The sequence below is a fragment of the Amycolatopsis sp. WAC 01375 genome (assembly GCF_003947325.1).
GTDB lineage: Bacteria > Actinomycetota > Actinomycetes > Mycobacteriales > Pseudonocardiaceae > Amycolatopsis.
Map to the genome: position 1 here is coordinate 243391 of NZ_QHHW01000032.1, position 26427 is coordinate 269817.

Annotated in this window: 27 protein-coding genes and 1 pseudogene; 12 read left to right on the forward strand and 16 right to left on the reverse strand. The window is 68.5% G+C overall.

Annotation, left to right across the window (positions count from 1 at the left end; translation table 11 throughout):
• Positions 1-5 precede the first annotated feature (5 nt).
• A complete protein-coding gene (locus DL991_RS20930) occupies positions 6-980 on the forward strand; it encodes an ROK family transcriptional regulator (protein WP_125786016.1) in 975 nt (324 codons plus the stop codon).
• On the opposite strand, the gene DL991_RS20935 is transcribed toward DL991_RS20930, so the two are convergent.
• The 5 genes and pseudogenes from DL991_RS20935 to ligD (DL991_RS20950) form a co-directional block, all read right to left on the reverse strand.
• On the reverse strand, positions 958-2346 hold the full coding sequence (locus DL991_RS20935) for an amino acid permease (RefSeq protein ID WP_125786017.1): 1389 nt from the start codon (positions 2344-2346) through the stop codon (positions 958-960). The two genes, DL991_RS20930 and DL991_RS20935, sit on opposite strands and share 23 nt — an antisense overlap.
• Positions 2347-2380: 34 nt before the next feature.
• Positions 2381-3745: an aminotransferase class V-fold PLP-dependent enzyme gene (locus DL991_RS20940; protein ID WP_125786018.1), complete on the reverse strand. Its 1365-nt coding sequence runs from the start codon at positions 3743-3745 to the stop codon at positions 2381-2383.
• Between the two features lie 79 nt (positions 3746-3824).
• Positions 3825-4367, reverse strand: coding sequence for a MarR family winged helix-turn-helix transcriptional regulator (locus DL991_RS20945; RefSeq protein ID WP_125786057.1), 543 nt, complete (start codon positions 4365-4367; stop codon positions 3825-3827).
• A gap of 117 nt (positions 4368-4484) precedes the next feature.
• Positions 4485-4704 (reverse strand): annotated as a pseudogene (locus DL991_RS44010) (hypothetical protein); the annotation flags it as partial.
• Positions 4705-4707: 3 nt separating this feature from the next.
• Positions 4708-5625: a non-homologous end-joining DNA ligase gene (gene ligD / locus DL991_RS20950; RefSeq protein WP_125786019.1), complete on the reverse strand. Its 918-nt coding sequence runs from the start codon at positions 5623-5625 to the stop codon at positions 4708-4710.
• A gap of 21 nt (positions 5626-5646) precedes the next feature.
• Here ligD (DL991_RS20950) and ligD (DL991_RS20955) point away from each other — a divergent pair, with 21 nt between their 5' ends.
• The 5 genes from ligD (DL991_RS20955) (at position 5647) to DL991_RS43770 (ending at position 10212) form a co-directional block, all read left to right on the forward strand.
• Positions 5647-6606, forward strand: coding sequence for a non-homologous end-joining DNA ligase (gene ligD, locus DL991_RS20955; RefSeq protein WP_125786020.1), 960 nt, complete (start codon positions 5647-5649; stop codon positions 6604-6606).
• Between the two features lie 298 nt (positions 6607-6904).
• Positions 6905-7723, forward strand: coding sequence for a DUF4097 family beta strand repeat-containing protein (locus DL991_RS20960; RefSeq protein WP_125786021.1), 819 nt, complete (start codon positions 6905-6907; stop codon positions 7721-7723).
• A 319-nt stretch (positions 7724-8042) separates the two neighbouring features.
• A complete protein-coding gene (locus tag DL991_RS20965) occupies positions 8043-9299 on the forward strand; it encodes an HNH endonuclease signature motif containing protein (protein WP_125786022.1) in 1257 nt (418 codons plus the stop codon).
• A 332-nt stretch (positions 9300-9631) separates the two neighbouring features.
• Positions 9632-10045, forward strand: coding sequence for a tyrosine-protein phosphatase (locus DL991_RS20970; protein WP_255431424.1), 414 nt, complete (start codon positions 9632-9634; stop codon positions 10043-10045).
• Positions 10030-10212 carry a tyrosine-protein phosphatase gene (locus DL991_RS43770; RefSeq protein ID WP_255433305.1) on the forward strand — a complete coding sequence of 61 codons (183 nt, stop codon included), beginning with the start codon at positions 10030-10032 and terminating at the stop codon, positions 10210-10212. Before DL991_RS20970 ends, DL991_RS43770 begins: the two co-directional genes overlap by 16 nt.
• An 8-nt stretch (positions 10213-10220) precedes the next feature.
• Here the strand turns inward: DL991_RS43770 and pip are convergent, their stop codons facing one another.
• Positions 10221-11177, reverse strand: a complete 957-nt coding sequence (gene pip / locus DL991_RS20975) for a prolyl aminopeptidase (protein ID WP_125786023.1) — start codon at positions 11175-11177, stop codon at positions 10221-10223.
• Positions 11178-11311: 134 nt separating this feature from the next.
• Here pip and DL991_RS20980 point away from each other — a divergent pair, with 134 nt between their 5' ends.
• Positions 11312-12409 (forward strand): glutamate--cysteine ligase, encoded by a 1098-nt coding sequence (locus DL991_RS20980; RefSeq protein ID WP_125786024.1) that lies wholly within the window; start codon positions 11312-11314, stop codon positions 12407-12409.
• A gap of 12 nt (positions 12410-12421) precedes the next feature.
• Here the strand turns inward: DL991_RS20980 and DL991_RS20985 are convergent, their stop codons facing one another.
• Positions 12422-13027, reverse strand: a complete 606-nt coding sequence (locus DL991_RS20985) for a DNA-binding response regulator (protein WP_125786025.1) — start codon at positions 13025-13027, stop codon at positions 12422-12424.
• Between the two features lie 453 nt (positions 13028-13480).
• On the opposite strand from DL991_RS20985, the gene DL991_RS20990 reads away from it, so the two are divergent.
• Positions 13481-14179 (forward strand): AraC family transcriptional regulator, encoded by a 699-nt coding sequence (locus DL991_RS20990; protein ID WP_125786026.1) that lies wholly within the window; start codon positions 13481-13483, stop codon positions 14177-14179.
• Positions 14180-14257: 78 nt separating this feature from the next.
• Here the strand turns inward: DL991_RS20990 and DL991_RS20995 are convergent, their stop codons facing one another.
• On the reverse strand, positions 14258-15253 hold the full coding sequence (locus tag DL991_RS20995) for a DUF1702 family protein (RefSeq protein WP_199746773.1): 996 nt from the start codon (positions 15251-15253) through the stop codon (positions 14258-14260).
• A gap of 437 nt (positions 15254-15690) precedes the next feature.
• On the opposite strand from DL991_RS20995, the gene DL991_RS21000 reads away from it, so the two are divergent.
• The 3 genes from DL991_RS21000 (at position 15691) to DL991_RS21010 (ending at position 17975) form a co-directional block, all read left to right on the forward strand.
• On the forward strand, positions 15691-16296 hold the full coding sequence (locus DL991_RS21000; RefSeq protein WP_125786028.1) for a DNA-binding response regulator: 606 nt from the start codon (positions 15691-15693) through the stop codon (positions 16294-16296).
• Between the two features lie 166 nt (positions 16297-16462).
• The gene (locus tag DL991_RS21005) at positions 16463-17242 is read left to right on the forward strand and encodes an AfsR/SARP family transcriptional regulator (RefSeq protein ID WP_125786029.1); all 780 of its coding nucleotides are present in this window, start codon (positions 16463-16465) and stop codon (positions 17240-17242) included.
• A gap of 46 nt (positions 17243-17288) precedes the next feature.
• Positions 17289-17975, forward strand: coding sequence for a winged helix-turn-helix transcriptional regulator (locus tag DL991_RS21010; protein ID WP_125786030.1), 687 nt, complete (start codon positions 17289-17291; stop codon positions 17973-17975).
• A 74-nt stretch (positions 17976-18049) separates the two neighbouring features.
• Here the strand turns inward: DL991_RS21010 and DL991_RS21015 are convergent, their stop codons facing one another.
• Positions 18050-18670: an L-threonylcarbamoyladenylate synthase gene (locus DL991_RS21015; protein WP_125786031.1), complete on the reverse strand. Its 621-nt coding sequence runs from the start codon at positions 18668-18670 to the stop codon at positions 18050-18052.
• 355 nt (positions 18671-19025) lie between these two features.
• Here DL991_RS21015 and DL991_RS21020 point away from each other — a divergent pair, with 355 nt between their 5' ends.
• Complete coding sequence (locus DL991_RS21020) at positions 19026-21347, forward strand: sensor histidine kinase (protein ID WP_125786032.1); 2322 nt, start codon at positions 19026-19028, stop codon at positions 21345-21347.
• 161 nt (positions 21348-21508) lie between these two features.
• Here the strand turns inward: DL991_RS21020 and DL991_RS21025 are convergent, their stop codons facing one another.
• From DL991_RS21025 to DL991_RS21055, 7 genes are all read right to left on the reverse strand, one after another.
• The gene (locus DL991_RS21025) at positions 21509-22117 is read right to left on the reverse strand and encodes a DNA-binding response regulator (RefSeq protein WP_199746772.1); all 609 of its coding nucleotides are present in this window, start codon (positions 22115-22117) and stop codon (positions 21509-21511) included.
• A gap of 219 nt (positions 22118-22336) precedes the next feature.
• Positions 22337-22528 (reverse strand): hypothetical protein, encoded by a 192-nt coding sequence (locus DL991_RS21030; RefSeq protein ID WP_125786033.1) that lies wholly within the window; start codon positions 22526-22528, stop codon positions 22337-22339.
• A gap of 244 nt (positions 22529-22772) precedes the next feature.
• Positions 22773-23318, reverse strand: coding sequence for a carboxymuconolactone decarboxylase family protein (locus DL991_RS21035; protein ID WP_125786034.1), 546 nt, complete (start codon positions 23316-23318; stop codon positions 22773-22775).
• Positions 23290-23766, reverse strand: a complete 477-nt coding sequence (locus DL991_RS21040; protein ID WP_125786035.1) for a DUF6187 family protein — start codon at positions 23764-23766, stop codon at positions 23290-23292. Before DL991_RS21040 ends, DL991_RS21035 begins: the two co-directional genes overlap by 29 nt.
• A complete protein-coding gene (locus tag DL991_RS21045) occupies positions 23759-25075 on the reverse strand; it encodes an NAD(P)-binding protein (protein ID WP_125786036.1) in 1317 nt (438 codons plus the stop codon). Before DL991_RS21045 ends, DL991_RS21040 begins: the two co-directional genes overlap by 8 nt.
• An 8-nt stretch (positions 25076-25083) precedes the next feature.
• Positions 25084-25569: a DUF6423 family protein gene (locus DL991_RS21050; RefSeq protein ID WP_199746771.1), complete on the reverse strand. Its 486-nt coding sequence runs from the start codon at positions 25567-25569 to the stop codon at positions 25084-25086.
• Between the two features lie 257 nt (positions 25570-25826).
• The gene (locus DL991_RS21055) at positions 25827-26135 is read right to left on the reverse strand and encodes a DUF6235 family protein (RefSeq protein ID WP_125786038.1); all 309 of its coding nucleotides are present in this window, start codon (positions 26133-26135) and stop codon (positions 25827-25829) included.
• Between the last annotated feature and the right edge of the window lie 292 nt (positions 26136-26427).

Sequence of the window (26427 nt, forward strand, 5' to 3'; positions counted from 1 at the left end):
GCCGCATGGCCAGACTGTCGCGAGGGGATCCGTCACTGCTGCGGCGGCTGAACGCCATCGCCGTCCTGCGGGCGCTGTACGCGGCCGAGGAACTCACCCTCGCGGACCTGGTCAAGGCGAGCGAGGTCTCCCGGCCGACGGTCGAGGAGATCGCCGCCGACCTCGGTGAACAGGGCCTGGTCGAGGAGGTGCCGCTCTCCCCCGACGCGCCGCGACCGGTCGGCAGACCCGCCAAGCGCTACCGCTTCCGGCCCGAGGCCGGCCACGTCGCCGGCCTCGAAGTCGGCCCGCACCAGGCGTTGTGCCTGGTCGCCGACCTGCGGGGCGAGGTCGTCGGGCGGGCGAAGACCGGCCTCACCCCGGAAATGGCCGCCTCCGACCGGCTCGGTGCCGCGCGCCGGGTGCTCGGCACGGCCGTCGAAGGCCGCGTCAACGTGCGGCTGCTCGGCGTCGGCACCACCGGCGTGGTGTCCGGCGGCAAGGTCGTCCGCGACGACCGCCTTCCCGGCTGGACCGGTGTCGACCTTCCCGCGGAGTTCGGCGGCGGATGCCCGGTGCTGGCCGGGAACGACACCAAGCTCTCGACACTGGCCGAACACTGGCGCGGCGCCGCGCACGGCCTCGACGACGTCGTCTACGTGCACGCCGGGCGCACCGTCTCACTGGGCCTGTTGCTCGGCGGGAAGCTGCACGCCGGCCACCACGGCGCGGCGGGCGAGATCGGCGCACTGCGGCGGACCGGTGGGTTCGTCGAACTCGTCGCCGCGACCGTCCTCGCCGTCGACCCGCAATTGGTGGTGATCGGCGGCACCGGAAACCCGCTGATGACGCCGCTGCGTGCCGAACTGGCCCGGCTGTGCCTGTTCCCGGTACGCGTCGAGACGTCGACACTGGGCGAAGATTCGGTGGCGCTCGGCGCGGTCCGGCTCGCCCTCAGCCGCGTGGAGCGCGAGCTGTTCAGCGTCGCGGATGTCGCCTGAGCAGGCCGATCACCACGATCAGCACGGCCACCGCACCGCTGGTGAACAGCTGTGTCCTCGCGTCGGCGTCCGTCCACATGAGAATGAGCACGCCCGCCATCGCGATCAGCGCGATCCAGCTGAGCCACGGGAAACCCCACATCCGCACCGGCAGCTCCGCGGCCGTGCCGTCACGGTCGGCGGCCCGGCGCAGCCTGAGCTGCGAGATCGCGATGAAGATCCACACCAGCAGGATGTTGGCGCCGATGGCGTTCAGCAGGAACGGCAGCACGTGTTCGGGGGCGAGGAAGTTCAGCAGTACGGCCACGAAACCGAAGGCCACCGACGCCAGCACCGCGGTCCGGGGGACGCCCGCTCCCGACAGCTTGAGCATCGCGCGCGGCGCTTCACCGCGGTCGGCAAGGGAGAACACCATCCGCGAGGCGCCGTAGAGGTTCGCGTTCAGCGCCGAAAGCAGCGAGGTCAGCACCACGAAACTCATCAGCAGCGCCGCCGACGGCACCCCGATCTGCTCCAGGATGGTCACGAACGGGCTGGTGTTCGCCGAGGCGGACTCCCACGGCAGCAACAACACCATCAGCGCCACGGAACCGATGTAGAACAGCAGCAGGCGGACGATGACCGTGCGCGTGGTGCGGCGGATCGAGTCCGCCGGGTCGTCGGACTCCGCCGCGGCGATGGTGACCAGCTCCATGCCACCGAAGGAGAACGCGACCGCGAGCAGACCGGTCAGCACCCCTTGGAGGCCGTTGGGCAGGAAACCGCCGTGCCCGGTGAGATTGTCCAGCCCGACCGGTGAGGTCCCCGGCAGGACCCCGAACACCGCCAGTGTGCCGAGTACCAGGAAACCGACCACGGCGGTCACCTTGATCGCGCCGAACCAGAACTCGAATTCCCCGAACGAGCGCACCGCGAACAGGTTCACCACGGTCAGCACCGCCATGAACAGCAGCACCCAGGTCCACTGTGGAATCACCGGCAGCAGCCCGTTCGCGATCCCCGCCGCCGCGGTGGCCTCGGCGGCGACCACGACCACCAGCAGCGACCAGTACAGCCAGCCGACGGTGAACCCGGCCCAGCGCCCGAGCGCCTTCTCCGCGTACACCGAGAACGAACCACTGCTCGGCTCGGCGGCGGCCATCTCGCCCAGCATGCGCATGACCAGCACCATGAGCAGGCCCGCGACCACATAGGACAGCAGGATGCCGGGGCCCGCGGTCTTGATCCCCGCGCCGGTGCCGACGAACAACCCGGCGCCGATGGCCCCGCTGATGGCCAGCATGGTGACGTGGCGCCGCCGGAAACCGGTGCCGAGCGACCGGGTCTCGATCGCGGTCACGGGTTCGGCGGGACCTGGTTCGGGCATGGCGGATCCATTCGTCTGCGGCGTACTGAGAAGCTCAACCGCGGGACAACTCTTCCAGCCGCTCGTGGAGCCGGTCGACGTGGTCCTCGCTTTCGGGCTTCATCAGCACGCTACGCAGGATCCTCGCGCCGTCCGCATCCGCGTCGGCCCCGGTGTGACGCAGACCGAACTGCGGCTCGCTCACCCGGAGCGTGCTGAGGAACACCGGTTCCCTCGCCGCGGCCATGCCGTTGCGCAGTATCCGCGCGCTCTCCTGGTCGATCTTCGACAGCGAAAACGGGTCCGTGCGGGGGAAGTAGGTGACGATGTCGAGTTCCGGTCGCTGGTACAGGTCGAACCGCTCGGAGTCCTCCAGCAGTTTCGCCCACCGCAGCGCCGCGCGGCGACCGGCCGCGAGCACCCGGCCAAGGCCGTCGGGGGTGGGCGGCAGCACCCGGAAGGTGAGCCACAGCGCGGCGGCCGCGGCACCCGCGCGGGAGCATTCGAGACTGATCTCGCCGAGGTGCAGGTCTTCCGAGGTGAAGTAGGTGTACGGCGAATCGTGCAGGTAGAACCGGCCCGCCGCGGGGTCCTTGAACAGCACCGCGCCGCAGCCATAGGGCTGGAGGCCGTGTTTGTGCGGGTCGATGACGATCGAGTCCGCCTCGGCGATGGCGAGCCAAGGGGCCTCGGGCAGCCCTTCCGGACCGTCCAAACCGGACAGAAGCCGGAAGAACCCACCGTAGGCGGCGTCGACGTGCACCCGGACGCCGTACCGTTCGCGCAGCGCCAGCGCCTCGTGGACCGGGTCCACCGTGCCGAGCGCGGTCGTGCCGGCGGTGAGCACCACGGTGCCGATCTTCCCGGTGCGCAACAGTTCTTCGAGCGCCTCGAGATCCATCGCGCCCCGGGCGTCGACGGGCACCGTATGCCCCTCGACGCCGAGTACGCCGCACATCCGGCCGTGCGTGTAATGCGCCTCGGCGCTGTACGCGATCCCCTTGCCCGGATGCGTTTCCCGCGCGACGAACAGTGCCTCGAGGTTCGCCACCGTGCCGCTGGTGGTCAGATGCCCGAGGTGCTCCGGGTAGCCGAACATCGTGGCCAGCTGCCGGACGACCTCACGCTCCATCTCGGCGGTCGCGGGGCCGCCGTCGAGCGCGTGGTTGTTGGGGTTGACGAGCATCGCGGTCAGGTAGCCGACCACCGCGGCCGGATGCGGCGGTTTCAGCATCTGACCGGCGTAGGACGGGTGGAAGAACGGGTAGTTGTGCTTCAGCCGCTCGGTGAGTTCTTCGAACGCGGCCTCGAACAGCCCGTCGGAGATCTCCAGCGACGGATGCGGCCGGAAGGGGGCGAACGTCTCCCCCCACGCCTCGTTCGACGTCAACGCCTGACCGAGCCAGTACCGGAAGTCCATCAAGCGCGCCCTTCGCTTCGTTCGGCTCCAAAAAACGTAGGAGTCTCCGGAGGTCTCGCGCAACCGTCTTCGGTAGGGGTCAGTCGCCCCGGGCCGCCGCCTGACGCCGCTCCTCGCCCTTCTCCTCCAGCTGCCTGACGATCTCGCGCAGCGAAGCGGCCAGCTCGGTGCATTCCGCGGGGCTGAGCCGATCGGTGACGAACGCTTCCTCCTGGTTGAACTCGGGGAAGAGCTCCCGCATCAGCCGCTCCCCCTCGGGCGTCAGCGCGAGCAACACCAAACGTCCGTCGACCGGATGTTTGCGCCGGGTGACCAGGCCGTGCGCCTCCAGGGTCTTCATCACGCCGGTGAGCGTCCCCTTGGTGATCCCGGACTCGGCGGCGACGTGCCTGGTCTCCTTCTCGCCGAAGATCCACACCACCCAGAGCACCACGAACGCGGTCCAGGTGAGGCCCGCGTTGCGGAGGACCGAGTTCTCGAAGTGCAGCCGCACCGCCGTCGCGGCGCGATGGAGGTTGGCGACCGCCTCCATCCGCTCCCACAACAGCGGGATCCCGCCCAGTTTGGCCCGCACGGCGTTCTCGGTCTCGGCCAGTGTGTGATACCCGGTCAACAGCCACATCCTCACCGGCCCCGGAGGCACCAGCCCGGTGGGCGCGCACCCCCGCGCACCCGCTCCGCCGATCGTATGCGGAACGGGTCGGAGTCCACAGTGGTCTTTCCGGGTTGCTCCGCGCCAGGCGGCGGACACCAAGCGCTCCAGCAGATCCTGTCCGGTTTCGGACAACTCGGCGGCCACCCGGTTGCCCGGAACGCCTTCACGCGGCCGTCCGGATCAGCCCGGCGTTGGCGAGGCGGTGGGCCGTGTTCTGGTCACTGCACGGCAGGCCGTCGACGTAGAGATCCGGCTCCAGGCTGACGGTGATCTCGGCCCTGCCCTGCGCCACGGCTCGCAGCATCGGTCACCGGGCGGGGACGGCCGCGCGGTGCTCGGTGATGTCGCCGAACAGGTCACCCATCTCCTCGACGCGTTCGATCACCTGGTCGGCGGTGAACAGCAGGTCGGCGGCCTTGCGGCAGGATTCGACCTCTTCCCAGGTCACGGGCGTGGAGACGGTCGGGATGGCGCGGCCCCGCAGCGAGTACGGCGCGATGGTGGTCTTGGCGGTGTTGTTCTGGCTCCAGTCGATGAACACGCGGCCGGGGCGGATCGCCTTCGTCATCCGCGCGACCACGGATTCCGGTGACCGGCGCGCGAGCTCCTCCGCGACCGCCTTGGCGTAGGAGGAGGTGCGTTCGTCCGACCGGGTGCGCACCGGGCAGTACAACTGCATTCCCTTGTTGCCGCTGGTCTTCGCGTACACGGTGAGACCGTCTCCGGTGAGCAGGTCGCTGAGCGTCTCGGCCACCCGGCAGCAGTCGACGACGTCGGCGGGCGGGCCTGGATCGAGGTCGAAGACGAGCAGATCGGGTGATTTCCGCGCGCCGCGCGGACCGACCGTCCACTGTGGAACATGCAGTTCCAGCGCGGCGAGATTGGCGGCCCACATCAACGTCGGCAGGTCGCCGACGACGGGGTAATCGAGTGTCTCCTCCCCGCCGCGACGGCCCCGGTTGGTGAGCCGCGCGGTGCGCACCCAATCGGGCGCGTGCCGGGAAACGTTCTTCTCGTAGAACGGTTCTCCGTCGACACCGTCGGGAAACCGGCGGAACGTGGCGGCGCGATCGCGCAGATGCGGAAGCAGCACGGGGGCGATCCTGCGGTAGTAGTCGAGAACCTCCCGTTTGGTGAAACCGTGCGACGGGTAGAGCACCTTGTCCAGATTGGACAGCGCCAGCCGCCGTCCCTCGACCTCGACCGTTATCCGCTCCTCAGGCACCCCTCGACGGTACCGTGAGGTATGACCACCGTGCCGGATGCGATCGCCCCGATGCTGGCGACCGACGGCGACCTGCCCACCGGCGGGTGGGGGTACGAGTACAAATGGGACGGCTACCGCTGCTGTCTGCGGATCGCCCGCGACGGCGAGACGCGCTTGACCAGCCGGCGCGGCCTCGACACGACGGCGACGTACCCGGACGTGACCGGCGAAGCGCTCGATGGCCGCGAAGCCGTCCTCGACGGCGAGATCGTCGTCCTCGACGACGAGGGGCGGCCGAGCTTCCCGCTGCTGCAAACACGGCATCTGCGCACGCCGGACGCGTCGCTGCTGGAGCGCAGCCCCGTGCACTTCTTCGCCTTCGACGTGCTGTTCCTCGACGGCGACCTCCTGCTCGACGAGCCCTACGCCGCCCGCCGCGAGCTGCTGACGTCCCTGGGCGGCGGCGGCCGCATCGTCATCCCACCGGGGTACACCGACAGCGACATCTCTCCCGATCGGCTGCTCGAGGTCGCCCGGGAGCACGGGCTCGAAGGGCTGATAGCGAAGAAGCTCGACAGCCGGTACTACCCCGGCAAGCGGACGCGGCAATGGTTCAAACGGGCGCTGTGGCACACCCAAGAGGTCGTCATCGGTGGCTGGCGCGCCGGCGAAGGGCGGCGTTCGGGCACTCTCGGCGCCCTGTTGCTGGGCGCGCACGACGAGTCCGGCGATCTGCGGTACATCGGCGATGTCGGCACCGGGTTCAGCGACAAGGCCCTCGAAGACCTGCATGCCAGGCTCGCGCCACTGGCACGGAAGACACCTCCTTTCGCTTCGGAAGTCCCGCGTGACCGGGCGCGGCGGGCGCGGTGGGTGGAGCCGGAACTCGTCGGGGAGGTCGTGCACCGGAACTGGACCCCGGACGGCCGCCTGCGGCACACGACCTGGCGAGGGCTGCGCGCGGACAAGACCCCCGACGACGTCGTACTGCCGTCGTAGTGGCTCACGTCGGCCGGATGACCCCGGCCCGCTCGAACTTGTCGTAGCGATCGAGGATCGCCTGGCCGGAATGGCCCTCCTTCCGGCCGGAACTCACCCCAGTCACGTTCCATGTCGACGGACATCGCGTCGCCCTTCCATCCACACCGATGTTCGGCCACTCCACGAGGACGGGAGCGTCCTGACCTGTTCCGGCGTCGTGTCCCCGGCATGTCAGCGTCGTGGCGGTCCCGTGTCAGCACGGTCGGCGATCGTTGCTCTCACAACGAAAGATCACCGCGACCGAGGAGTTCCTCTCATGTCTGTCTTCCCAACACCGGCACCGATCACCGCCACGCTGACCACCGCGGGCGCCCGGGTCCGCGTCACCGCGAGCGAACGTCCGGACACGGTCGTGCTCGTCGAGCCGATCGACGCCGCGAGCAAGTCGGACGTGAAGGTCGCCGAGAACACCAAGGTCGGCTTCGACGGCGGCAAGCTGTCGATCGAGACGAAGAAGGCGGGCGGCAAGAACGGTTCGGTCGCGATCACCATCGAGGTGCCCACCGGTTCCCAGCTGGTCCTCAACACGGCTTGGTCGGACGTGACCGCCGAAGGCCGGTTCGGCGAGTGCGCACTGGAGGTGTCGTCAGGCCGGATTCAGATCGACCGCGTCGCGTCGGTGCGCGGCAACCTGGCGGCGGGCGAGATCGCGATCGGGCACGTCGCCGGCACCGTGGACGTCGACGGCGGCTCGGCCGGAGTACGGATCGGCGAGGTCGAGGGCACCGTCCGATACGAGGGCGCGACCGGGAAGGTCTGGATCGGGCACGCCCGGTCCGACGTCGACCTCTCCGGTTCGAGCGGGAGTTTCGACATCGACCGCGCCGACGGTAACGTCGCCGCACAGGCCGCCAACTGCCCGATCCGCGTAGGCAGGCTGTCGCGTGGCAAGGCCGAGCTGTTGAACGCGTCCGGCGGCATCGAGGTCGGGATCGAAGGAGACACCGCGTCGGTGGATGCCAAGAGCACCAAGGGATCCGTGCGCAACTCCATCGCCACGGACGGCGGACAGGGCGGGGTCAAGGTCTACGCCCGCACTCGCCTCGACGACATCGTCATCCACCGGGCGGCTTGAGTCCTGGTGTTCCGGGTCGCGGGTTCGTGGTCTTTTGGGCGGCAGTGCCCTCCAAGGGTTTCTTCGGGACGCTTGGGTGGCGCTGCCGCCTTGAAGTGGTGACGTGGTGCGAATTTGCCGCAATTAGTCACCTAATTGCGGTGCGCTTCGCGTGTTTAAGAACGCTTCGCCGCTTTCGCTGCTTCACGACTTTCTCTACTTCGCTGCTTTCTCTGCTTCGCGCGCTTCGCTGCTTTCTCTGCGCGTGCATTTCGGATTCTTTTCCACGCTAGGCCATTAGGGCTCGCACGCCTGTTCGATTATGTGTAGCGTGAGGGTCGTGGCCAGCAACGACGCACCCCCGACGACACCCACCGAGTGGTGGCGCGTCGACACCGCGACGCTGCACGCCCGCAAACAAGAACTCGAAATCATCAAACGACGAGCCGATGCGGAACAGAACGCGATCCTCGCGGAAATCAATTCCCGTGGAGTGCGCGGGTGTTCGGGTCATTCGACGTTGGCGGCGCTGATCTTCGAGGACTTCCACGTGACGGACAAGGAAGCCAGTGCCCGCGCGAACCGCGTCTTGGCCCTGCATCCCGGCCCGGCTATCGGCGGAGACTCCGAGCCACCCCTCGCGCCGCTGACAGCCGCAGCCGCCGCCGAAGGCGCGATCGGCGGCTCCCAGATCGACGCCATCATCCGCACCCTCGCCCGCATCCCCTCCACCGTCCCCGACGAAGACACCCGAGCCGGGGAAAAGATCCTCGTCGACCTGGCTCGCCATGCCGGGCCTCGGCAGATCGCCCGCGCCGGACGGCGCCTGCTGGACAAACTCGACCCCGATGGCAAAGAACCCCGCAACGAAGACCCCCAAGACACCCGCCCGGAGATGCGGTTCATCAAACACCGCGACGGCACCCTCGGCCTGAAAGCCACCCTCGACCTCGAAACCTACGCCCGCCTCAAATCCGATTTGGATCCCATGGCCAAACCCCACAAAGCCACCGACGGCATACGGGACTCCCGCACCCAGGACGAACGCTACGGCGATGCCTTCACCGACTACGTCCGGTTGAAAACCACCAGCCGCAACCTCCCCGGCCAGGCGGGCGAGGCGACCCACATTTTGGTCACCATGTCCTACGACGACCTCATCCGCGACATCGGTGAGGCACACCTGGATCTGGTGGGACCCATCAGCGCCACCGACGCCCGCATCCTCGCGTGTGATGCTCGTGTGCGACCAGGTGTCCTCGGCACCGCAGGCGAACCCCTCGACATAGGGCGGTCGAAACGGACCGTGTCGCTCGCCCAGAAATACGCACTCACCCTCCGAGACGGCGGCTGCGCCTTCCCCGGCTGCGACATGCCCGTCCCCCGCTGCACCGCCCACCACATCGTCTTCTGGCGACACCACGGCGACACCAAAATCGACAACCTCGTACTGCTCTGCACCCGGCATCACCGGCTCATCCACCACAGCAAATGGAAAGTCCACATCGCCCAAGACGGACTACCCGAATTCACCCCGCCCGCCTACCTCGACCCCACCGGAACACCACGGAGGAACACCATGCACCTCAGGATCTAGGCCGACCACCCACCAAGCCGTCCACACACCCACGGCGGCGAGAACACCCACCCCCAAGCCGCCCCAGCCCCTGGGAGATAAGGAAAACGCGCCTAAACCGTGACGCTTCCAATGTGGCGACCCAACCTCGCGCGCCCACGGTGACCCAAAACCACAGTGCCCCCAATGCGGCATTGGGGACACTCACCGTCCCCAATGCCACATTGGGAGCACCTTCCACAGCATCCCCGGCCGGGTACGTCACCGACCCGCCCGCGACCACGCCACCTGCGCCCGCCGCTTTAAGCTCGTGATCACCCGGCCTTGGAACAGTTCACCTTGGGAGTCGCTCGATGAAGCTGGATTGGGAAGGCTGCCTCAACGGCCGTGACGTAGGCGGGCTCCCCTCAGCCGACGGCCGACGGATCCGTTTCGGTGAGCTTCTCCGGTCGGACAGCCACAATCGGTTGACCGCCGGTGGGATAGCGGCGGTTCGCGCGGCGGGGATCGGTCGCATCCTGGACCTCCGGTGGGCGCGAGAGACCGCGCGGGAGCCCAGCCCGTTCGCGAATGATCCCGTTTATCTCAATGCGCCCTTGATCGCCGAGCTGGCGGAACAAGGCACCACCATGCCGGACGCCCACCGGTCCATGCTCGACGACAACCAACGCCAGATCACGGGACGTCTTCCTGCGGCTGGGGTCCGATCGCGGTGCACCGCAGCGCCGGGCGAGACCGGACGGGGGTGCTCGTGGCGCCGGCGCTGAGCGTCGCGGGAGTGCCCGCCGCGTCGATCGCCGCGGACTATGCGCGCACGGATGGTTGCAGTGGCGCCACAATCCCCCGGACGCTGGCCCACCTGGAAGATCGTCATGGAGGTGTGCCGCCTTACCTGCTGAAGGACGGCGCAACCGACAGCCGGCTCAGGCGGTAGGAAGCCGCCTACTTACCCGAAGCCGATCCTCGTGAAGCGAACCGGTCCAGCGCCGCCAGTTTCCAGGCCCGTTTCACGTCGCTCGACCGATGCCCGGAGCCGTCGTCGATCAGCAGCTCCGCGCCGGGCCAGGCGCGGGCGAGTTCCCACGCCGTGTCCACCGGGCAGCTCAGGTCCCGGCGTCCGTGGATCAGCACACCGGGGATGTCCCGCAGCAGGACGGCGTCGCGGATCAGCGCGCCGGGTTCCAGCCAGCCGGCGTGGGAGTAGTAGTGCGTGACGATGCGCGCGAAGGCCAGTTCCCAGTCGCCGATCGGACCATTGTGGACGGTCGCGCCGGGTTCCAATGAGAGCACGGTGTCCTCCCAGGCACACCATGAGCGGGCGGCGTCGGTCCGCACGTGCGGGTCGGGATCTTCCATGAGCCGCGCGTAGGCCGCGACGAGGTCACCGGAGAGATCGCCGCGGAAGCGAGCCCATTCTTCGGGGAAGAACCGGCCGGCGCCGTGGTACAGCCAGTCGATCTCGGAAGGCCGTGTCGTGCTGATCGCGCTGACGATGATCTCCGTGACCCGCTCCGGGAACCGTTCGGCGTAGGCGAGCGCGAGCGTCGTACCCCACGAACCGCCGGTGACGAGCCAGCGTTCGATACCCAGGTGTTCCCGCAGCCGTTCCATGTCGGCGACGAGATGGTGGGTCGTGTTGTGCCGCATGTCGGTCGCGGGGTCGCTCGCGTGCGGGGTACTGCGGCCGCAGCCACGCTGGTCGAACAGCACCGCGCGGTAGCGGGCCGGGTCGAACATCCGCCGCATCCCCGGCGTGCGGCCCTGCCCGGGGCCGCCGTGCAGCATGACCGCCGGTTTGCCGTCCGGGTTCCCGCAGGTCTCCCAGTAGACGAAATTGCCGTCACCTACATCGAGCAGTCCCTTGTCATAAGGCTCGGCAGGTGGGTACAGATCGATCATGAGCCAACCCTAGACGGTCAGTGAGACCACGAAACACTTTCGCCGCAACGAAGTTCAGCAAACCGGCCCTTTCCCCGCCGCGCTCGAAGGAGGAGATTCGGAGGTACCGGCGAAATCCCCGGAAACGGAGAGACATGGCGGTCGACGGCATGGACTTCACCCTTGGGGTGGAGGAAGAGTTCGTCCTTCTCGACCCGGTGGACGGCGCGGTCACGTTGCGTGCCCCCGAACTTCTCGCAAGTCTCGCTCCCGGGCCGGACGTCAGCGGTGAGCTGATGCGGTTCCAGATCGAGACCGCGACCGGCGTCTGCCGCGGTCTGGACGAGGTGCGCTCGGAGCTGACACGGTTGCGGCAGACCGTCGCGACGGCGGCGGAGGCCGACGGTTGCCTCATGGTGGCGGCGGGGATCCCGCCCGGCGACCTGCGGGGGGACACGCTCACCCCCGAGCCCCGGTACCGGCGGATGGCACAGGCGTTCCCGGAGCTGATCGACGAGGCGGGAACGTGCGCCTGTCATGTTCACGTCGGCCTGCCGTCGCGGGATCTCGGCGCGCGGATCCTCACCGGACTGCGGCCGTGGCTCTCCCCGTTGCTGGCGCTCAGCGTGAACTCCCCGGTGGAGCGCGGCGCCGACTCCGGGTGGTCGAGCAGGCGCTTTCCGATCTGGGACCGCTGGCCGACGGCGAGACCGCCGGACGAATGGTCCGGCGCGGCCGCGTACGACCGGAGTATCGGCGACGCCTTGCGCCGAGGCGACGCGCTCGACGCGGCTGGGGTGTACTTCTACGCCCGCCTTTCCCCTCGCCATCCCACGGTCGAGGTGCGCATCGCCGACGTCTGCCTTGCCGTCGACGACGCGGTGCTCCTGGCCGCCTTGGTACGCGGACTGGTCGCGACCTGCGCCGTGACGACGAGGCCGCCGCGGGCCCGCGGGACCCGGATCGGCGCGGCTTTGACGGCCGCCGCGCGCCGGGGCCTCGACGGGCCGGGCATCGACGTCTTCACCGGCAGGGAGGCCGACCAGCGCGACCTGCTCCGCGAACTGGTCGATTTCGTCCGGCCGGCGCTCAGGGCCGCGGGCGACGAGGAAGACGTCGAGCGGGGGTTGGACTCGGTGTTCGAACACGGGACCGGCGCTGCCCGGCAGCGCCGGTTGTTCGCGGAAGCCGCTTCGCCGGGCGAGTTCGCCGCGGAGCTCGCCCACGCGACGATGAACGTCCCGACCCGGTGAAACGAACCGGCGTCACAGCCAGCCGGACTCCTTGGCGATCCGCACCGCGTCGACCCGGTTGCGGGCGCTGAGCTTCGACACGATGGTCGTCAGGTAGTTCCGCACGGTGCCGGCGGACAGGAACAGCTCGGCCGCGATCTCGGTCGGGTCGGAGCCGACCGACGCGAGCCGGAGCACCTCGATCTCGCGGGCGGTGAGCGGGCATTCCTCGCTGTCCCAGGCGGCGAGCGCCAGATCGCCGTCGACGACGCGCCGCCCGGCGGCGACTCCGCGGATCGCGTTCGCGAGCCTGTCGGCGGGCGCGTCCTTGCGCAGGAAACCGTTGACCTTCGCGGCCAGGGCCCGCCGAAGGGTTCCCGGGCTGCCGAGCGAGGTGAGGATCAGCGTGCGCACGCCGGGCAGTTGTTCGTGCAGTTCAGCGGCGGCGGTGAGCCCGTCCTTGCCGGGCAGGTCGATGTCGATGAGCGCGATGTCGGGATTCGCGGACCGCGCGAGCGGGAGGATCTCGTCGCCGCTGGCGCATTCGGCGACGACCTCGATGTCGGGTTCCAAACCGAGCAGCGCGACCAGGGCTCCACGGACAATGTGCATGTCCTCGGCCACCAGGACCTTGATCATCGACCCCATCTGCCTTTCGCCGCTTCCCGCCCCGAGCCGCCGATACTATCCTCACACACACGTTCCGCGAAATGGAAACCGGCCCTTGACCGCCGCGGGGGGACGCGGTCAAGGGCCGGTTCTGTGTTGCCGCGGGAATACGTTCTTCGGACCGCGCCAACACGGCCGGGGAAGTTCCGGCGTGAATGCGCTACCAGGAATTCTGCGGCCATCGGCCGGGGAGATCCAGTGTGCCCAGCACCGCCGGACCGTGGTTTTCGCATGTCCGGGACACTGTGAAATTTTCACGTCGGCGCACACATGAATCCATATCCGGCGGTGAATCAAGCACTTCAGGAGAAGCGGCGGCGAACACTAGTGTCGAAACCGCAAAGCAGACCAGAATTCCTCGAGCGAAAGGGCGGTACAATGGATGAGACTGTCCGGCGAGCCGTGGAGCGAGCCATTGGGGCCATGAACGAGAAACTGGGCGAAGAGCTCACTATCGATGACATCGCCCGTGCGGCGACGTTCAGCAAATTCCATTTCACCAGGGTGTTCCAGCAGGCCACCGGCGTCTCGCCAGGCCGGTTCCTGTCCGCGCTGCGGCTCGACGAGGCCAAGAGCCTGCTGTTGACGACCTCGATCACAGTCGCCGACATCAGCCGCCAGGTGGGCTACAACAGTGTCGGCACCTTCAGCACGCGGTTCAGCAGCCGGGTCGGCCTCTCCCCGTCCGCGTACCGACGGCAGGGCGGGTTCCAGCGCCACCTCGCGGGCGATCCCCGTCCGGGCGCGAAGCGGGCCGTCGTCCGAGGTTTCGTGTCGGCGCCGCCGGAGATCTCGCCCGGCCTCGTCTTCGTCGGCCTCTTCCCGACGCGCATCCCCGAGGGCGCGCCCGTGCGTTACACGGTCATCGACGCCCCCGGCCCCTATCAGCTGACCGATGTCCCGGAAGGCACCTGGCACCTCGTCGCGCACTGCGTGACCGGGCCGCCCATGCGCCGCGGCACCGGGTACACCGGGCACCACGGCCCGATCACCGTCGAACCGGGCGTCTCCGCGCGGCTGGCGGATCTGCGGATGCGCCCCAAGCGCCTGTTCGACCCGCCGGTCCTGCTCGCGCTGCCCGACCTGCGGCACCGGCCGGAGCCGTTCAAGCGCGCGGCCTGATCCTCTCCCGGATCTCAGGAAAGGGTCGTTCAGGACGAAAAACGTCTCGAACGACCCTTTCCTGACATCTGCGGCACCTCAGGCGGACAGGCGGCCCGCCGCCGGGGCCAGCCCGTCCCGGATGTTCTGCCGCCACAGTTCATAGGCGGGCGTCCCGTCCGCGGCGTCCGCGGTGACCTCGGTCGAGTCGGCCAGGTCGACGGCCTCCTCGATGCTCAGCCCGGCGAGCGCCCGCGCGGCGCGGCGGGTGTGCGGCGGGACGAACGACGAGAACGTCCTCGCCTTCACCGCGAACACGACACCGAGGCCGAGTTCGTCCTGATGCTCCCCCGCCGACTCACGCAGTCTCACCAGCCCCGGCCGGTCGCAGCCGCCCGCGAAGGTCGCAGCCAGCCCGACCCCGCTCCACAGGTCCGGACGGCGTCCGGCGGGGAAGCGGTTCACCGCCGCGGCGACCTTCACCGGGTCGCCACCGTTGATGAACCACAGCGCCCGCCCGATGCCCTGGTCGCAGGCGCGCGGGAAGTACCCGGGGGCGCCCGCCCACGGGTACGGCTTGGGGACGAACTGCCGGTCGACCCACTTGCGCGTGTCGAAGTAGGCGCGATCGAAGGCGTAGCCGTCGACGGCCAGCCAGCTCATCGTCGGGTGGAACGGGACGCCGTCCAGTTCCGGCAGCACCTTCTTCCACAGCGGGCGGGGCAGCCGGGCCATCGCGAACCCGATGCCGATGTAGGTCAGGAACACGTGCGGGAGGCCGGGGCCGCTCATCAGTTCGGCCGTGCGGTCCGTCCGGCCGCCGGGCATGACGTCGAGGATGGTGAACGCCATCGCCGCGCCCTCGTAGGCGAACCCGCGCAGCTCCGGCTCGACCATGTCCAGCCGCCGCTCGGCCTCCCACAGCGCCGGCGCGTCGATACCCCACTCGAAGCCGCACACCACCGACTGCGGGATCGACTCCAGACGGGCGGTCGCCGGCGTCGGCGATACCCCGAAGCCTCGCCCCTCGAAGCCGACCGAAGCCAGCGAAGGCGCGAACATGACCTTGCGCAGGGCACCCAGCAATGAGCTCATCACTTACGTCCTTTGTGGATAGTGTCGGCTTCGCGCGAACTCGGCTCGTGCCGAGGAGACCACGCCGTGCTCGCCGTCCGCTCGACGGCCGATCGAGGTCGGCGCCCCGGTACCGCCGAACAGTCCATCCCCGTCTTCGAAAGACGTCGAATTCACCCGTTCGCCGGACGAATTCACCGTAATGGAACGTACTCAACAGGCAATGAAAACCACTTATGGCAATAGTTTTACCGTCTTCTCACCTAACAGCGAGTAATCGACCGCTCTCAGTTTCAGTGTGGTCGAAGCCATGCCATCGTCGCAGCTCACCAGGGTTCCGAGTGGCCGAGCAGGCCGCCGAAAAAACCGCAACCTTGTATCGTGCGATTCCGATTCACTCTTCCGGGTTTGCTATGTACACTGAGAGTTAGCGCGTTTCTGGGGAAGAGGAGGTCGGAGTGATCCGAGTCCTATTGGCCGAGGATATGCACATGGTCCGCGGCGCCTTGGTCGCTCTGCTGAACCTCGAACAGGACATCGAGGTGGTCGCGGAGGTCTGCTCGGGCGACAAGATCCTTCCGATGGCCGCGGAGTATCTGCCGGACGTCGCGATCATCGACATAGACCTGCCCGCCAAGGACGGGCTCGCCGCCGCTTCCGAGCTCTATCAGCAGCTTCCGAGCGTCCGCACGCTGATCCTCACCTCGCTCGGCCGCCCGGGCACCGTGCGCCGCGCGCTCGACGCGAAGGTGAACGGGTTCCTGCTCAAGGACGCGCCCGCCGACAAGCTCGCCAACGCCGTCCGCTCGGTCGCCATCGGCCGCCGCGTCATCGACAGTGAACTCGCGCTGTCCGCCTGGGAAACCGAGGATTGCCCGCTGACCCCGCGCGAAGCCGAGATCCTCCGCCTCGCCGCGAACGGGCGCACGGTCGCCGACATCGCGGCGGAGCTGTTCCTGTCACCGGGAACCGTGCGGAACTACCTCGCCACGGTGGTCACGAAACTCAACGCCCGCAACCGGGTGGACGCCATCCGCATCGCCACCGATTCCGACTGGCTCTGACCCATTCCGCGTCTTCTCTTTTGCCACAACCGGTTCTCCGCTCCAGGTCGTGACGATCACATACGGGGCAACGAAGAAATCACCGGCCGCCGGGTGTTTCCGGCACTGTTCCGAAGGTTCCGCCTCTGTCACCGTCATTGAGGGGGATTCCGCCGGAGGGGCAGGGATGCACGCGATGACCATCGGAGAAGGTGACACGGCCAGGGTTCTGGGGCCGCTCGAGCTGCACATCGGCGGTGTCGACCGCGCGCCGAGCACGCCGAAACTCCTGCAACTGCTGGCGATGCTGCTCATCCGTCCCGGCAAGACGGTCCACGTCGACTCGCTGGTCCACGAGCTGTGGAACGACACGCCGCCGCGCAGTGTCCGCCGGACCCTGCACACCTACGTCCACCACCTCCGCCGCCATCTCGACCCGGACGGCACCGGGGGACTGCTGGTCACCAGCTCACCCGGGTACCGGCTCGACATCGACGCGGGCGTGGTCGACGTGTCGGAGTTCCACCGGCTTCACCGCCTCGGCCGCGACCTGCTGGACGAAGGCGACAACGCGGCGGCCGCGCACGCGTTCCGTACCGCGCTGGACCTGTGGTCCGGTCCCCCGCTGGCGAACATCCACTGTGGACCGACCTTGGCCGCCTACACGGTCTATCTCCTCGAGCATCGGCGCAACGCCCGCGACCTGTGGATCGAGGCCGAGATCCGCGCCGGCAAGCACCGGGAGATGCTCGGCGTGCTGCGGTCGCTCACCACCGCCGACCCGTTCGACGAAACCCTGCACGCCCAGCTGATCCGCGCGCTCGGCCTCAGCGGGAGGCGGAGCGACGCGCTCGCGACGTTCGAGTGGCTGCGGACCAGGCTCGAGGACGAACTGGGGGTGAAACCCTGCGCCGAACTGCGAGAGCTGCACCGCGAACTGCTTTCCGAGGGACACCCCGTCCGCTGAACGAGCACCACCCCGTCACCAGATCAAGGAAGTTGAGGAGTCAAGCATGACCGCTCGCACCTACGGCCAGTTCTGCGGCCTCGCCCGCGCGCTCGAGATCATCGGGGAACGCTGGTCCCTGCTCGTGATCCGCGACCTGGTGCTCGGCCCGAAGCGTTTCGACGAGCTGCAGCACGGCCTGCCGAAGATCCCGACGAGCATCCTGTCGACCCGGCTCAACGAGCTCGAACGGCACGGCGTCGTCCAGCGCCGGGTGCTCTCGCAGCTCGACGCCGGGGTGGTCTACGAACTCACCGAGTACGGCAACGACCTCGACCAGATCCTGCTGCAGCTGGGCCTGTGGGGCGCCCGTTCGCTGACCGACCCGGCGGCCGACGACCTGTTCACCCTCGACGCGGCCATCCTGTCGCTGTACACGACGTTCCAGCCGGACGCCGCCCGCGGCCTCCAGTGCTCGTTCGAACTCCACTACGGCGACCAGATGATCGTCCACGCGGTGATCGACGACGGCGCGGTTACGGCGGGCGAGGGCCCCCTGCCGGAGCCGGACCTCGTCATCGAGCCACGCGGCCCGGTCGTGCTCAAGCTGCTGAACGGCGAGCTGGACGCCGCGAGCGCGCTCACCTGCGGCGCGGTGGCGGTGAAGGGCGACCCCGCGATGCTGGAGCTGTTCACCAGGCTGTTCCACATCCCCTCGGCGCCGTCGAAGACCGAAGGGCTCGTCACGCACTGAAGATGACCTCCGCCATTCGGCACCTGCTTGCGATCGTTGCGTGTGCAAGGACCGCAAGCAGGTGCCGAATCGCGTCATTCGAAGCGTGCGGTGTCGCCGGCGCCGCGCCGCACGATCTCCGGCTCCCCCGACGAGAAATCGATGACCGTGGTGGGTTCGACCCCGCACTCGCCGGAATCGATCACCGCGTCGACCACGTGCTCCAGGCGTTCCTTGATGTCCCAGCCCTGGGTCATCGGCTCCTCCTGGTCGGGCAGCAGCAGCGTGCTCGACAGCAGCGGCTCGCCGAGCTCGCCCAGCAGCGCCTGGGTGACCACGTGGTCCGGGATGCGCACGCCGACGGTCTTCTTCTTGGCGTGCAGCAGGCGGCGCGGCACCTCCTTGGTCGCGGGCAGGATGAAGGTGTAGCTGCCCGGCGTCGACGCCTTGACCGCGCGGAAGACCGCGTTGTCCACGTGCACGAACTGGCCCAGCTGGGCGAAGTCCTGGCACACCAGGGTGAAGTGGTGGCGGTCGTCCAGTTTGCGGATGCTCCGGATGCGGTCGATGCCCTGCCTGTTCCCCAGCTGGCAGCCGAGGGCGAAACAGGAGTCCGTCGGGTACGCGATGAGCCCGTCTTCGCGCAGGATGCCGACGACCTGTCCGATCGCGCGTCGTTGCGGATTCTCCGGATGTACGTCGAAATACCTGGCCATGCGCCGAGCTTAGGGCCACCGGGCCGCGGCCGCCGCGAGAGCCCGCCCGGCACGGCGTACACATTAGAATGGCGGATCGGCCCACGTCTTCCATCGTGGCGTCTTCCGCGATCGCGCTCATGGTCCGAACGAACCACACCCGCTCGGGTGATCGAGGCGATTTTCCCTGTCCCCAGCGGGGAAAGCGTCTCCCTTGCGGCCGTCCTCCCCTACCCGGAAGAAGCCACCAGGGTAACGAACATGGGTTAGGATCCGAATCACACGGCGATGGAAGGTCGCGCGGCGGCCTGCCACGGCCGACGCAGGGGGAAGCACGACGAAGACCGAGACTTCTTCTGTTACCACTGGGGTGCCTGTGCCGGAACAGCTCGCGGTGACCGCCGAACCTCTGGGTACCGCCGGGGTCGACCGGCGTCCCCGGCGGGCATTGTTCCTCGCCGGGCTGATCATCACCGTCGTCTTCGTCAACTCCTGTCTGTTCGGTCTCCTCGCGGTTCTGCTGCAGCCGGGGGTCGACTTCTGGCATGGCCTGCTGGCGGTGCTGTACGTCGGGCCCGTGCTGGCGATCCAGCTGCTGTACTTCAGCCGTCCGGCGGTCCGCCTGGACACCAGGCTCGCGAAAGCGATGCTGGCGGTGCAGGCGTGCCTGGCCTACCTGTCGACCCTGCACTTCGACGCGGCGCTGAGCTCGCTGACCACCCTCGCCGCGGGCAGTGCGCTGCTGCTGTTCCGGCCGAGGACGGGCTGGACCGTGTTCACCGTGTTCATGGCGGGCACGATCTGGATCCTGTGGACCTACGACGAGACCTGGCTCGGGGCGTTGTTCGACAGCGTCACCGCCGTCTTCTACGCCCTGGTCGTGTATCTGCTGACCTGGCTCGCGCGGCTGGTGACCGAGCTGCACCAGGCCAGGACCGAACTGGCGCGGCGGGCCGTGGCCGAGCAGCGGCTGGCCTTCGCGAGGGACCTGCACGACCTGCTCGGGCTCAGCCTGTCCGCGATCGCGCTCAAGGGCGAGCTGGTGCACCGGCTGCTGCGCAAATCCCTGGACCAGGCGCGGGCGGAACTCGCCGAGATCACCGGGATCGCCCAGCGGACGCTGTCCGACGTGCGGTCGGTGGCCAGGGGCTACCGGGAGCTTTCGCTCGACAAGGAATCACGGACCGCGGTGTCGCTGCTCTCGGCGTCGAACGTCGCGGTGCGGGTCGAACTCGAGCAGGTCGAGCTGCCGGTGAAGCTGCGCACCCTGCTGGCGAAAGTGCTGCGCGAGGGTGTGACGAACGTGCTCCGCTACACCGGCGTCGAGCACTGCGAGATCACCGTGCGCGAGACCGGGGGCCGCGTCGTGCTGGAGATCGCGCACGACGGGACGGCACACGAGGACGTCCCGGAGGAGACGGCGGAGAGCCTGCGTGAGGTGACCGAGGAGGTCGCCGGGCACGGCGGGAAGCTCAGCGCGGGCACCGACCCGGCGGGCCGCTGGCGGCTGCACGCCGAACTCCCGGTACCCGAGCAGGCCGAGCCCGCCGAGGCGGCGCTGGAGCAGGAGCCCGGCCACTGGTCCCGGATCGACGCCAGGAACGTCCAATGGACGATGTCCGCGGTCTTCATCATCTTCAGTCTCTCCGCGATGGCCCGGGCCTTCATGCTGACCGACGACGGCTGGTCCCTCACGCTCATCGCCGGGTATCTCACCGCGCTGACCACGCTGCAACTGTCCTATTTCGCCCGGCCGAACGTCCGGTTGCGCTCGCGGCAGAGCTACGCGCTGCTGTTCGTGCAGGCCTGCCTGATCTTCCTGCCGCTGATCCCGCTCGGGCACGCCTGGGTGAGCCTGCCCAGCCTGTTCGCCGGCACCGCGCTGCTGGTGCTGCCGCCGCTGGCCGGATGGACGGCGTTCGCCGCGACCGCGGTGGGCGTGGTGCTGATCCGGATCGGCTACGGCACCGACTTCCTCGGCGGCTTCTACAGCTTCGCGTCCATCCTGAACACCGGGCTGATGGTCTTCGGTCTCATCTGGCTGATCCGGCTGGTGACCGAACTGGGCGAGACCAGGAAACGCCTCGCCGAGGTCGCGGTCGCCGAGGAGCGGCTGCGGTTCGCCCGCGACCTGCACGATCTGCTCGGGATGAGCCTGTCGGCGATCGCGCTGAAGAGCGAGCTGACCAGCCGGATCATGGACATCGACACCACCCGCGCCTCCGACGAGCTGCTGGAGATCCTCGGGCTGACCAGGCAGGCGCTGGCCGACGTCCGCTCGGTGGCCAGCGGCTACCGGGAACTGTCGCTGGATCAGGAGTCCCGGTCGGCGCAGGCGGTGCTGGTGGCCGCCGACGTCCAGGTGCGGCTGGAGATCGAGCAGGACGACCTGCCGACGACGGTGCGGACGGTGCTGGCCGTGGTGCTGCGCGAAGGCGTGACGAACGTGTTGCGGCACAGCAAGGTCGAACGCTGCGAGATCGCCGTGCGGCGGACCGTGAACGGCGTCGCGCTCGACATCGTCAACGACGGTGTCCAGAACGGACGGCCACCGGATCCGGAGCGGCCGGAGCGGGTCGAGGCCCCGGGCAGCGGCATCACGAACATGTCCGACCGCGTCACCGGACTCGGCGGGGAGCTGACCGCCGGGGTCGAGGCCGACGGACGGTTCCGGCTGCACGCCGTGGTGCCCGTCTAGGCCGTGTCCGGTAAGTCGGTTCGATGGGCTTCGTGATCCAGGTGGTTCCTGGCGGTGCGGACGGATCGGCCTCGTACCGGGGTCGTACTCGGCCGCGTCCGCCCGTGCCGTCACGGACCGCCTGGGCGCGAAGACCGCGAACATGACTTACAGGACACGGCCTAGATCCAGCCGGAGTCCCTGGCGATCCGGATCGCGTCGACCCGGTTGCGCGCGTTGAGCTTCGAAACGATCGTGGTCAGGTAGTTGCGCACGGTTCCGGTGGAAAGAAAGGCCTTCGCCGCGACCTCCAGGGTGTCGCGGCCTTCGGCGGTCAGCCGCAGGACGTCGATCTCCCGCGGGGTCAGCGGGCATTCCACGGTGTCCCAGGCGGCGAGTGCCAGGTCGCCGTCGACCATCCGGCGCCCGGCCGCCACGCCGCGCACGGCGTTGGCGAGTTTCTCCGCGGGGGCGTCCTTCAACAGGAACCCGTTCACCTTGGCCGCCAGCGCCCGGCGGAGCGTGCCGGGCCTGCCGAGGCTGGTCAGGATCAGGGTCCTGACCTCGGGCAGCTGCTCGTGGAGTTCGGTGGCCGCGGTGAGCCCGTCCTTGCCGGGAAGGTCGATGTCGATGACCGCGACCTGGGTCCGGGAAACCCGCGCGGCGGTGAGGATCTCGTCACCGGAAGCCACTTCGGACACCACTTCGATGTCGGGCTCCAGCCGCAGCAGCGCCACGAGCGCTCCCCTGACGATATGCATGTCTTCGGCCACCAGAACTCTGATCACCATCGCGCCGTCCCCTCACGCGCACCCCCATGGCCCCAACATAAACACGCCCGGACGGAACGCGTTCCACCGTTCGGGTGGTGCGTCGGTCCGGTCCGTTTTGGGGACGTCACGGCAAAAGCGGCGCGGGCGACCGATTCCGCAGTCGGTCGGCTACTTTCCGTCGACATGCCGGACCGCCGCTCGCCTTCGGGGCGCGAGCGGCGGTCCGGTGGGGTGCGCTCAGCTCGCCTCGGCCAGTGGCGGAGCGGTGCAACAGGCTCCGGTGAAACAGTTGAAGACCTCACCACGCGGCTGATTGGTCCAGTTGTCGAAACGGTCGATCACCAGATCGACCTGGCCTCCGGCGAAACCGGTGTCGATTCCCCGGACGGCGAAGAGCGAGCGGACGTTGTCGGTCACAGCGTTCTTCATCGAATGACTCCCAGGCTGTTCGGCGGTTTTCCTTCGCTGAGGGAATCGTGCTGCCCAGGGCCGGTTCGCGGCCAGTGCCATGCATCATCGCGGGGATGTGCTTTTCACCTACGCCAGAAGGTTCTCCTCGACTGCTCCACTTCCGCGACCTCCGCTGTCGAACGGAGTAGCAGAGGCTTTGGCGGTGACGGAACGCGGCCGGCCGGTCTCAGTGAGGCACGGTTGTCCGGTGTGGACAGTCGAATCAGGATTCGAGCAGGCGCGCCAGACCGGCGTACCCACCCTCCTTCAGCCGCACGCCCGAAATCTTCGCGTAGGCGTCGTCGGCGCGGATCCCGAGCCCCTCGACCATCCGGTTCATGAAGTTGAACAGGGCGCAGACGAGGACGGCGTCGTGCAGCGCGGCCTCGTCCCAGCCCGCCGCGAACACCGCTTCGGCGTCGGCGTCGGTCATCCGTGACGGCGTGCGCGTCAGCTTGCCCACGTAGGCCAGTACGGGCTTCATCCGCTCGTCCACCGGCGACGAGTCCAGATCGGCCAAAGCGGCCGTCAGAAGCCCTTCCGGCACACCGAAAGCCTCCGCGGTGACGGTGTGGACCCCGTGGCAGTACCGGCAGTCGTTGACGCCGGAGACGTAGGCCGCGATCAGCTCCCGCTCCCCCGCGTCGAACGCCGACGGCGCCCGCATGATCAGTTCGTGCAGATCCAGCAGTTTCGACGCCGGGGCCGGGAACTTCCGGAAGACCTGCAGCAGCGTGGTGTCAGTCGGCAAAGACCCGAGATAGGACATCGTGTGTACCGCTCCCCTTTTCCGGCGCCCGCCCGTGCTCGGCGAACTCTTCGACGTCGTCGCGACGCAGCCAGCAGGCCGCGAGGCAAGCCACCGAAGCCGGTCCCAGCCCGGTCACCGTGGCGGCGACCCGCGCGGTGGCGTGTTCCCATTCTCGGCGCAGGGAACCCGCCGCTGTCATCTCCGGACCTGCTTCGATCAACGGGCGCACCGCGCGCCAGCGCACGATCCCGGCTTCGACGAGCGCATCGGTGCCCAGATCGAGCGCGTCGTGCCGGGCCTGGTCCACGGCGAGGGCGACCAGCGCGGGCTCGTCGGCGAGACGGGCGAGCCCGACGCCTGCCAGCAGACGTTCGGCGTCCAGGCCCAGGAGGATCACTCCCGCCTCGGTGGAGGGAGCGTCGTCGATCGACGGCAGGGTGAAACGGGAGTCGTACGGTTCAGACACGGGCGACGTCCTTCGCGGCCGTCCGCAGCGGGGCTTCCCGCCGCAGGTTCTCGGCGACGGCGGCCGCGACCCGCGCGGTGGCGACGCGGTGGCCGTCGATGTTGCGGGCGGCCGGGCCCAGCGCCATCCCCGCGGCCGCGCCGACGGCGAAGACCCGGGGCGCACCGAGGTAGGCGAAGGTGCGCTCGTCCAGCTGAGGCCAGCCGCCGCGGTCGAGAACGGCCTCGCCGGGCATCAGACCGTCACCGATCGACGGCGTGGTGCCGAGCGCCAGGACGGCGTGCTCCACGGAAACCCGCGAACCGTCTTCGAGGTGGAGGGCGACCCCCGGTGCGACCTTCGTGATCGCCTTGCCGCGATGCACGATCAGCCGTCCCTCGGCTTCGGCGGCCTCGAGCATCGGCCGGAACTCGAACATGATCGACGCGCGCCGGAAGCGGCCCATCAGTTCGAGCCGTTCCGGCCAGCTCACGCCGTCGAAACGGGCGCGGCCTTCCGGCCGGAAGAACGACGAGTTGACGTCGGCGCACTGGTAGCGTTCGCCCGTTTCGCGGACGATCCAGTGCACCTCGCGGCCTTGGGCGAGCCCGTTGGAGATCAGGTGTGCGGCGGTGAGGCCGGCGCCCACGACGGCGAGCTTCCCACCGACGGGAACGGGTTCGTCCCAGTAGCTCACCCCGCGCGGCGGATGACCGCCGCCCCACCAGGTGTCCGGGGCGGACCGGCGCTCCTCGCCGAGACACAGCACGGCGTGGCGCGCGGTCACGGAGAACCGGTCGGCGCGCACGGTGACCGCCTCCGACGTCGGCAGCACCTCGCGCACCGAACCGCGCCAGGTCCGTTCGGTGACGTGATGGCTCGCGGCCAGATGACGGCAGTAGGCCTCGAAGACGTCGACGGGGACGACGGACCGGTGCCCGGCCTGCGCCATCCGGATCTCGCGGCGCTCCACCGGTGTCAGCACCGACCAGTGCAGCCGGGCGAAGTCCAGCAGTTCGCAGTCGCGGTAGCCCTCGACGCCGGGATGGTGCTCATACGGTGACCGCAGCACGCGCTGGCCGAGCAGGTCGATCCGGTCGAAGAACCGGCCGCAGGGACGGCCGTCGCGGTCGACGACGACGAGGTCTCGCACGCCGTGGTGCCACAACGCGGAAGCGACCGCGAGCCCCGCCGGGCCCGCGCCGACGATGACCACGTCGGCGCTGGACGGCGGTTCGGCGGTGGCCGCCGCGCGGGCGCCGGGGACGACCGGCCACTCCCGCCCGCGCGGCGATTCGAGCAGCTGGGGTTCCGGGACGAACGTGATCACCGGCGTACTCAGCCGATCACGGTCACCGGGACGATCAGCTCGATCACAGGGCGCTGTTTCATCCCGTCGCTGATCATTTCGTCCAGGGTCTGCTGGGACTGCTCGGCGGTGTCGGTCGCGATCGGGCTGTACCGGGAGTAGGAGTAGGTCGGCTTCCGCCCTCCCGCGTCCAGCGAGTACACCTTCAGCACGGCCTCGCCGGGCCGGACTTCACCGTCGTAGAAGGTGAGGCGGCGCTGGTCGGGCGTCATGAAGGACTTCGAGAACTGGCGGGAAAGCACGAGGGTCTCGGCGTCGTTGACGAAGGTCGAATCCTCGTCCGTGACGACCTGCATCGCGACCCAGGTCTTGTCGGTCAGGTTGGTCTCGGACTTGATCACCTGCCAGCGACCCGGCTCCGGGAGGTTGACGCTGACCGAAATATCGTGGTCGGTGGTGTCGATCGCGCCGGAGATCATCAGCACCCGGCGGCGGACATCGGCGACCCCGGCCATCTGAATGTCACGTGCGCGCACCCGTGTGGAAACATCCAATCCCGGGAATTCAGGTGATGACATCTTTTGTGCCTCCAGCCCTCGAGACGAACACAGAACACAAAACGCAAATTCCAGCCCGACAGAATTCCCCCGCCCCCAAACACCGGAAGAATTTCACGCCGAACTGGACGATGTCAAGATGAGGAACGCATGACCCGCTGGTACGAAAGGCCGCCGGTAAGAGGCAGGAGACTGGGCCGTTCAGCGGTACCGGCTCAGGAGCCGTCGGCGTCCTCGATCCAGGCAGCGGCGGGTGTGCCGTGCTCCAGCGCGCCGATGTAGACGATCTCGAACGAGGAATCGGACCGCTTGAGCCCTATCCGGATGACGAGATCATGCTTCACCAGAATAATGAACTGATGCGGATCGCGGCCGTCTCCGAAGATGTCGTAGATGAGAAAGGCGGATCCGTCGGCCACCGCGAAAAGTGCTTCGTAGATGACATTTCGATCAGCCTGCGGTGCATTGATCGCCCATTCTTCCAGCACCTGCAAACCCGACGTGAGCTGGAGGCGCATAGCCATCCGGAGGCCTCCTCGTGGTCTGGCCGGGTCGTGGGCGATCTTCATTCTCGCGCGCGCGATACCCGGTGGTCTTCTTTGTCCGTGCTTTACGTACCGGTCGAGCAGGCCGTGTCCGGCAAGTCATGTTCGATGGGCTTCGTGATCCAGGTGGTCCCTGGCGGTGCGGGCGGATCGGCCTCGTACCAGGTCGTACTCGGCCGCGTCCGCCCGTACCGTCAGGGACCACCTGGGCGCGAAGACCGCGAACATGACTTGCCGGACACGGCCTAGTTGTAGCCGAGGACGATGTGGT

Bases quoted from the DNA above. Each gene is read 5' to 3' on its own strand.
- DL991_RS20930 (WP_125786016.1), top strand. From the start codon at position 6: ATGGCCAGACTGTCGCGAGGGGATCCGTCACTGCTGCGGCGGCTGAAC.
- DL991_RS20935 (WP_125786017.1), bottom strand. From the start codon at position 2,346: ATGCCCGAACCAGGTCCCGCCGAACCCGTGACCGCGATCGAGACCCGG.
- DL991_RS20940 (WP_125786018.1), bottom strand. From the start codon at position 3,745: ATGGACTTCCGGTACTGGCTCGGTCAGGCGTTGACGTCGAACGAGGCG.
- DL991_RS20945 (WP_125786057.1), bottom strand. From the start codon at position 4,367: ATGTGGCTGTTGACCGGGTATCACACACTGGCCGAGACCGAGAACGCC.
- ligD (WP_125786020.1), top strand. From the start codon at position 5,647: ATGACCACCGTGCCGGATGCGATCGCCCCGATGCTGGCGACCGACGGC.
- DL991_RS20960 (WP_125786021.1), top strand. From the start codon at position 6,905: ATGTCTGTCTTCCCAACACCGGCACCGATCACCGCCACGCTGACCACC.
- DL991_RS20970 (WP_255431424.1), top strand. From the start codon at position 9,632: ATGAAGCTGGATTGGGAAGGCTGCCTCAACGGCCGTGACGTAGGCGGG.
- pip (WP_125786023.1), bottom strand. From the start codon at position 11,177: ATGATCGATCTGTACCCACCTGCCGAGCCTTATGACAAGGGACTGCTC.
- DL991_RS20980 (WP_125786024.1), top strand. From the start codon at position 11,312: ATGGCGGTCGACGGCATGGACTTCACCCTTGGGGTGGAGGAAGAGTTC.
- DL991_RS20985 (WP_125786025.1), bottom strand. From the start codon at position 13,027: ATGATCAAGGTCCTGGTGGCCGAGGACATGCACATTGTCCGTGGAGCC.
- DL991_RS20990 (WP_125786026.1), top strand. From the start codon at position 13,481: ATGAACGAGAAACTGGGCGAAGAGCTCACTATCGATGACATCGCCCGT.
- DL991_RS20995 (WP_199746773.1), bottom strand. From the start codon at position 15,253: ATGAGCTCATTGCTGGGTGCCCTGCGCAAGGTCATGTTCGCGCCTTCG.
- DL991_RS21005 (WP_125786029.1), top strand. From the start codon at position 16,463: ATGCACGCGATGACCATCGGAGAAGGTGACACGGCCAGGGTTCTGGGG.
- DL991_RS21010 (WP_125786030.1), top strand. From the start codon at position 17,289: ATGACCGCTCGCACCTACGGCCAGTTCTGCGGCCTCGCCCGCGCGCTC.
- DL991_RS21015 (WP_125786031.1), bottom strand. From the start codon at position 18,670: ATGGCCAGGTATTTCGACGTACATCCGGAGAATCCGCAACGACGCGCG.
- DL991_RS21025 (WP_199746772.1), bottom strand. From the start codon at position 22,117: ATGGTGATCAGAGTTCTGGTGGCCGAAGACATGCATATCGTCAGGGGA.
- DL991_RS21030 (WP_125786033.1), bottom strand. From the start codon at position 22,528: ATGAAGAACGCTGTGACCGACAACGTCCGCTCGCTCTTCGCCGTCCGG.
- DL991_RS21035 (WP_125786034.1), bottom strand. From the start codon at position 23,318: ATGTCCTATCTCGGGTCTTTGCCGACTGACACCACGCTGCTGCAGGTC.
- DL991_RS21050 (WP_199746771.1), bottom strand. From the start codon at position 25,569: ATGGCCGGGGTCGCCGATGTCCGCCGCCGGGTGCTGATGATCTCCGGC.
- DL991_RS21055 (WP_125786038.1), bottom strand. From the start codon at position 26,135: ATGGCTATGCGCCTCCAGCTCACGTCGGGTTTGCAGGTGCTGGAAGAA.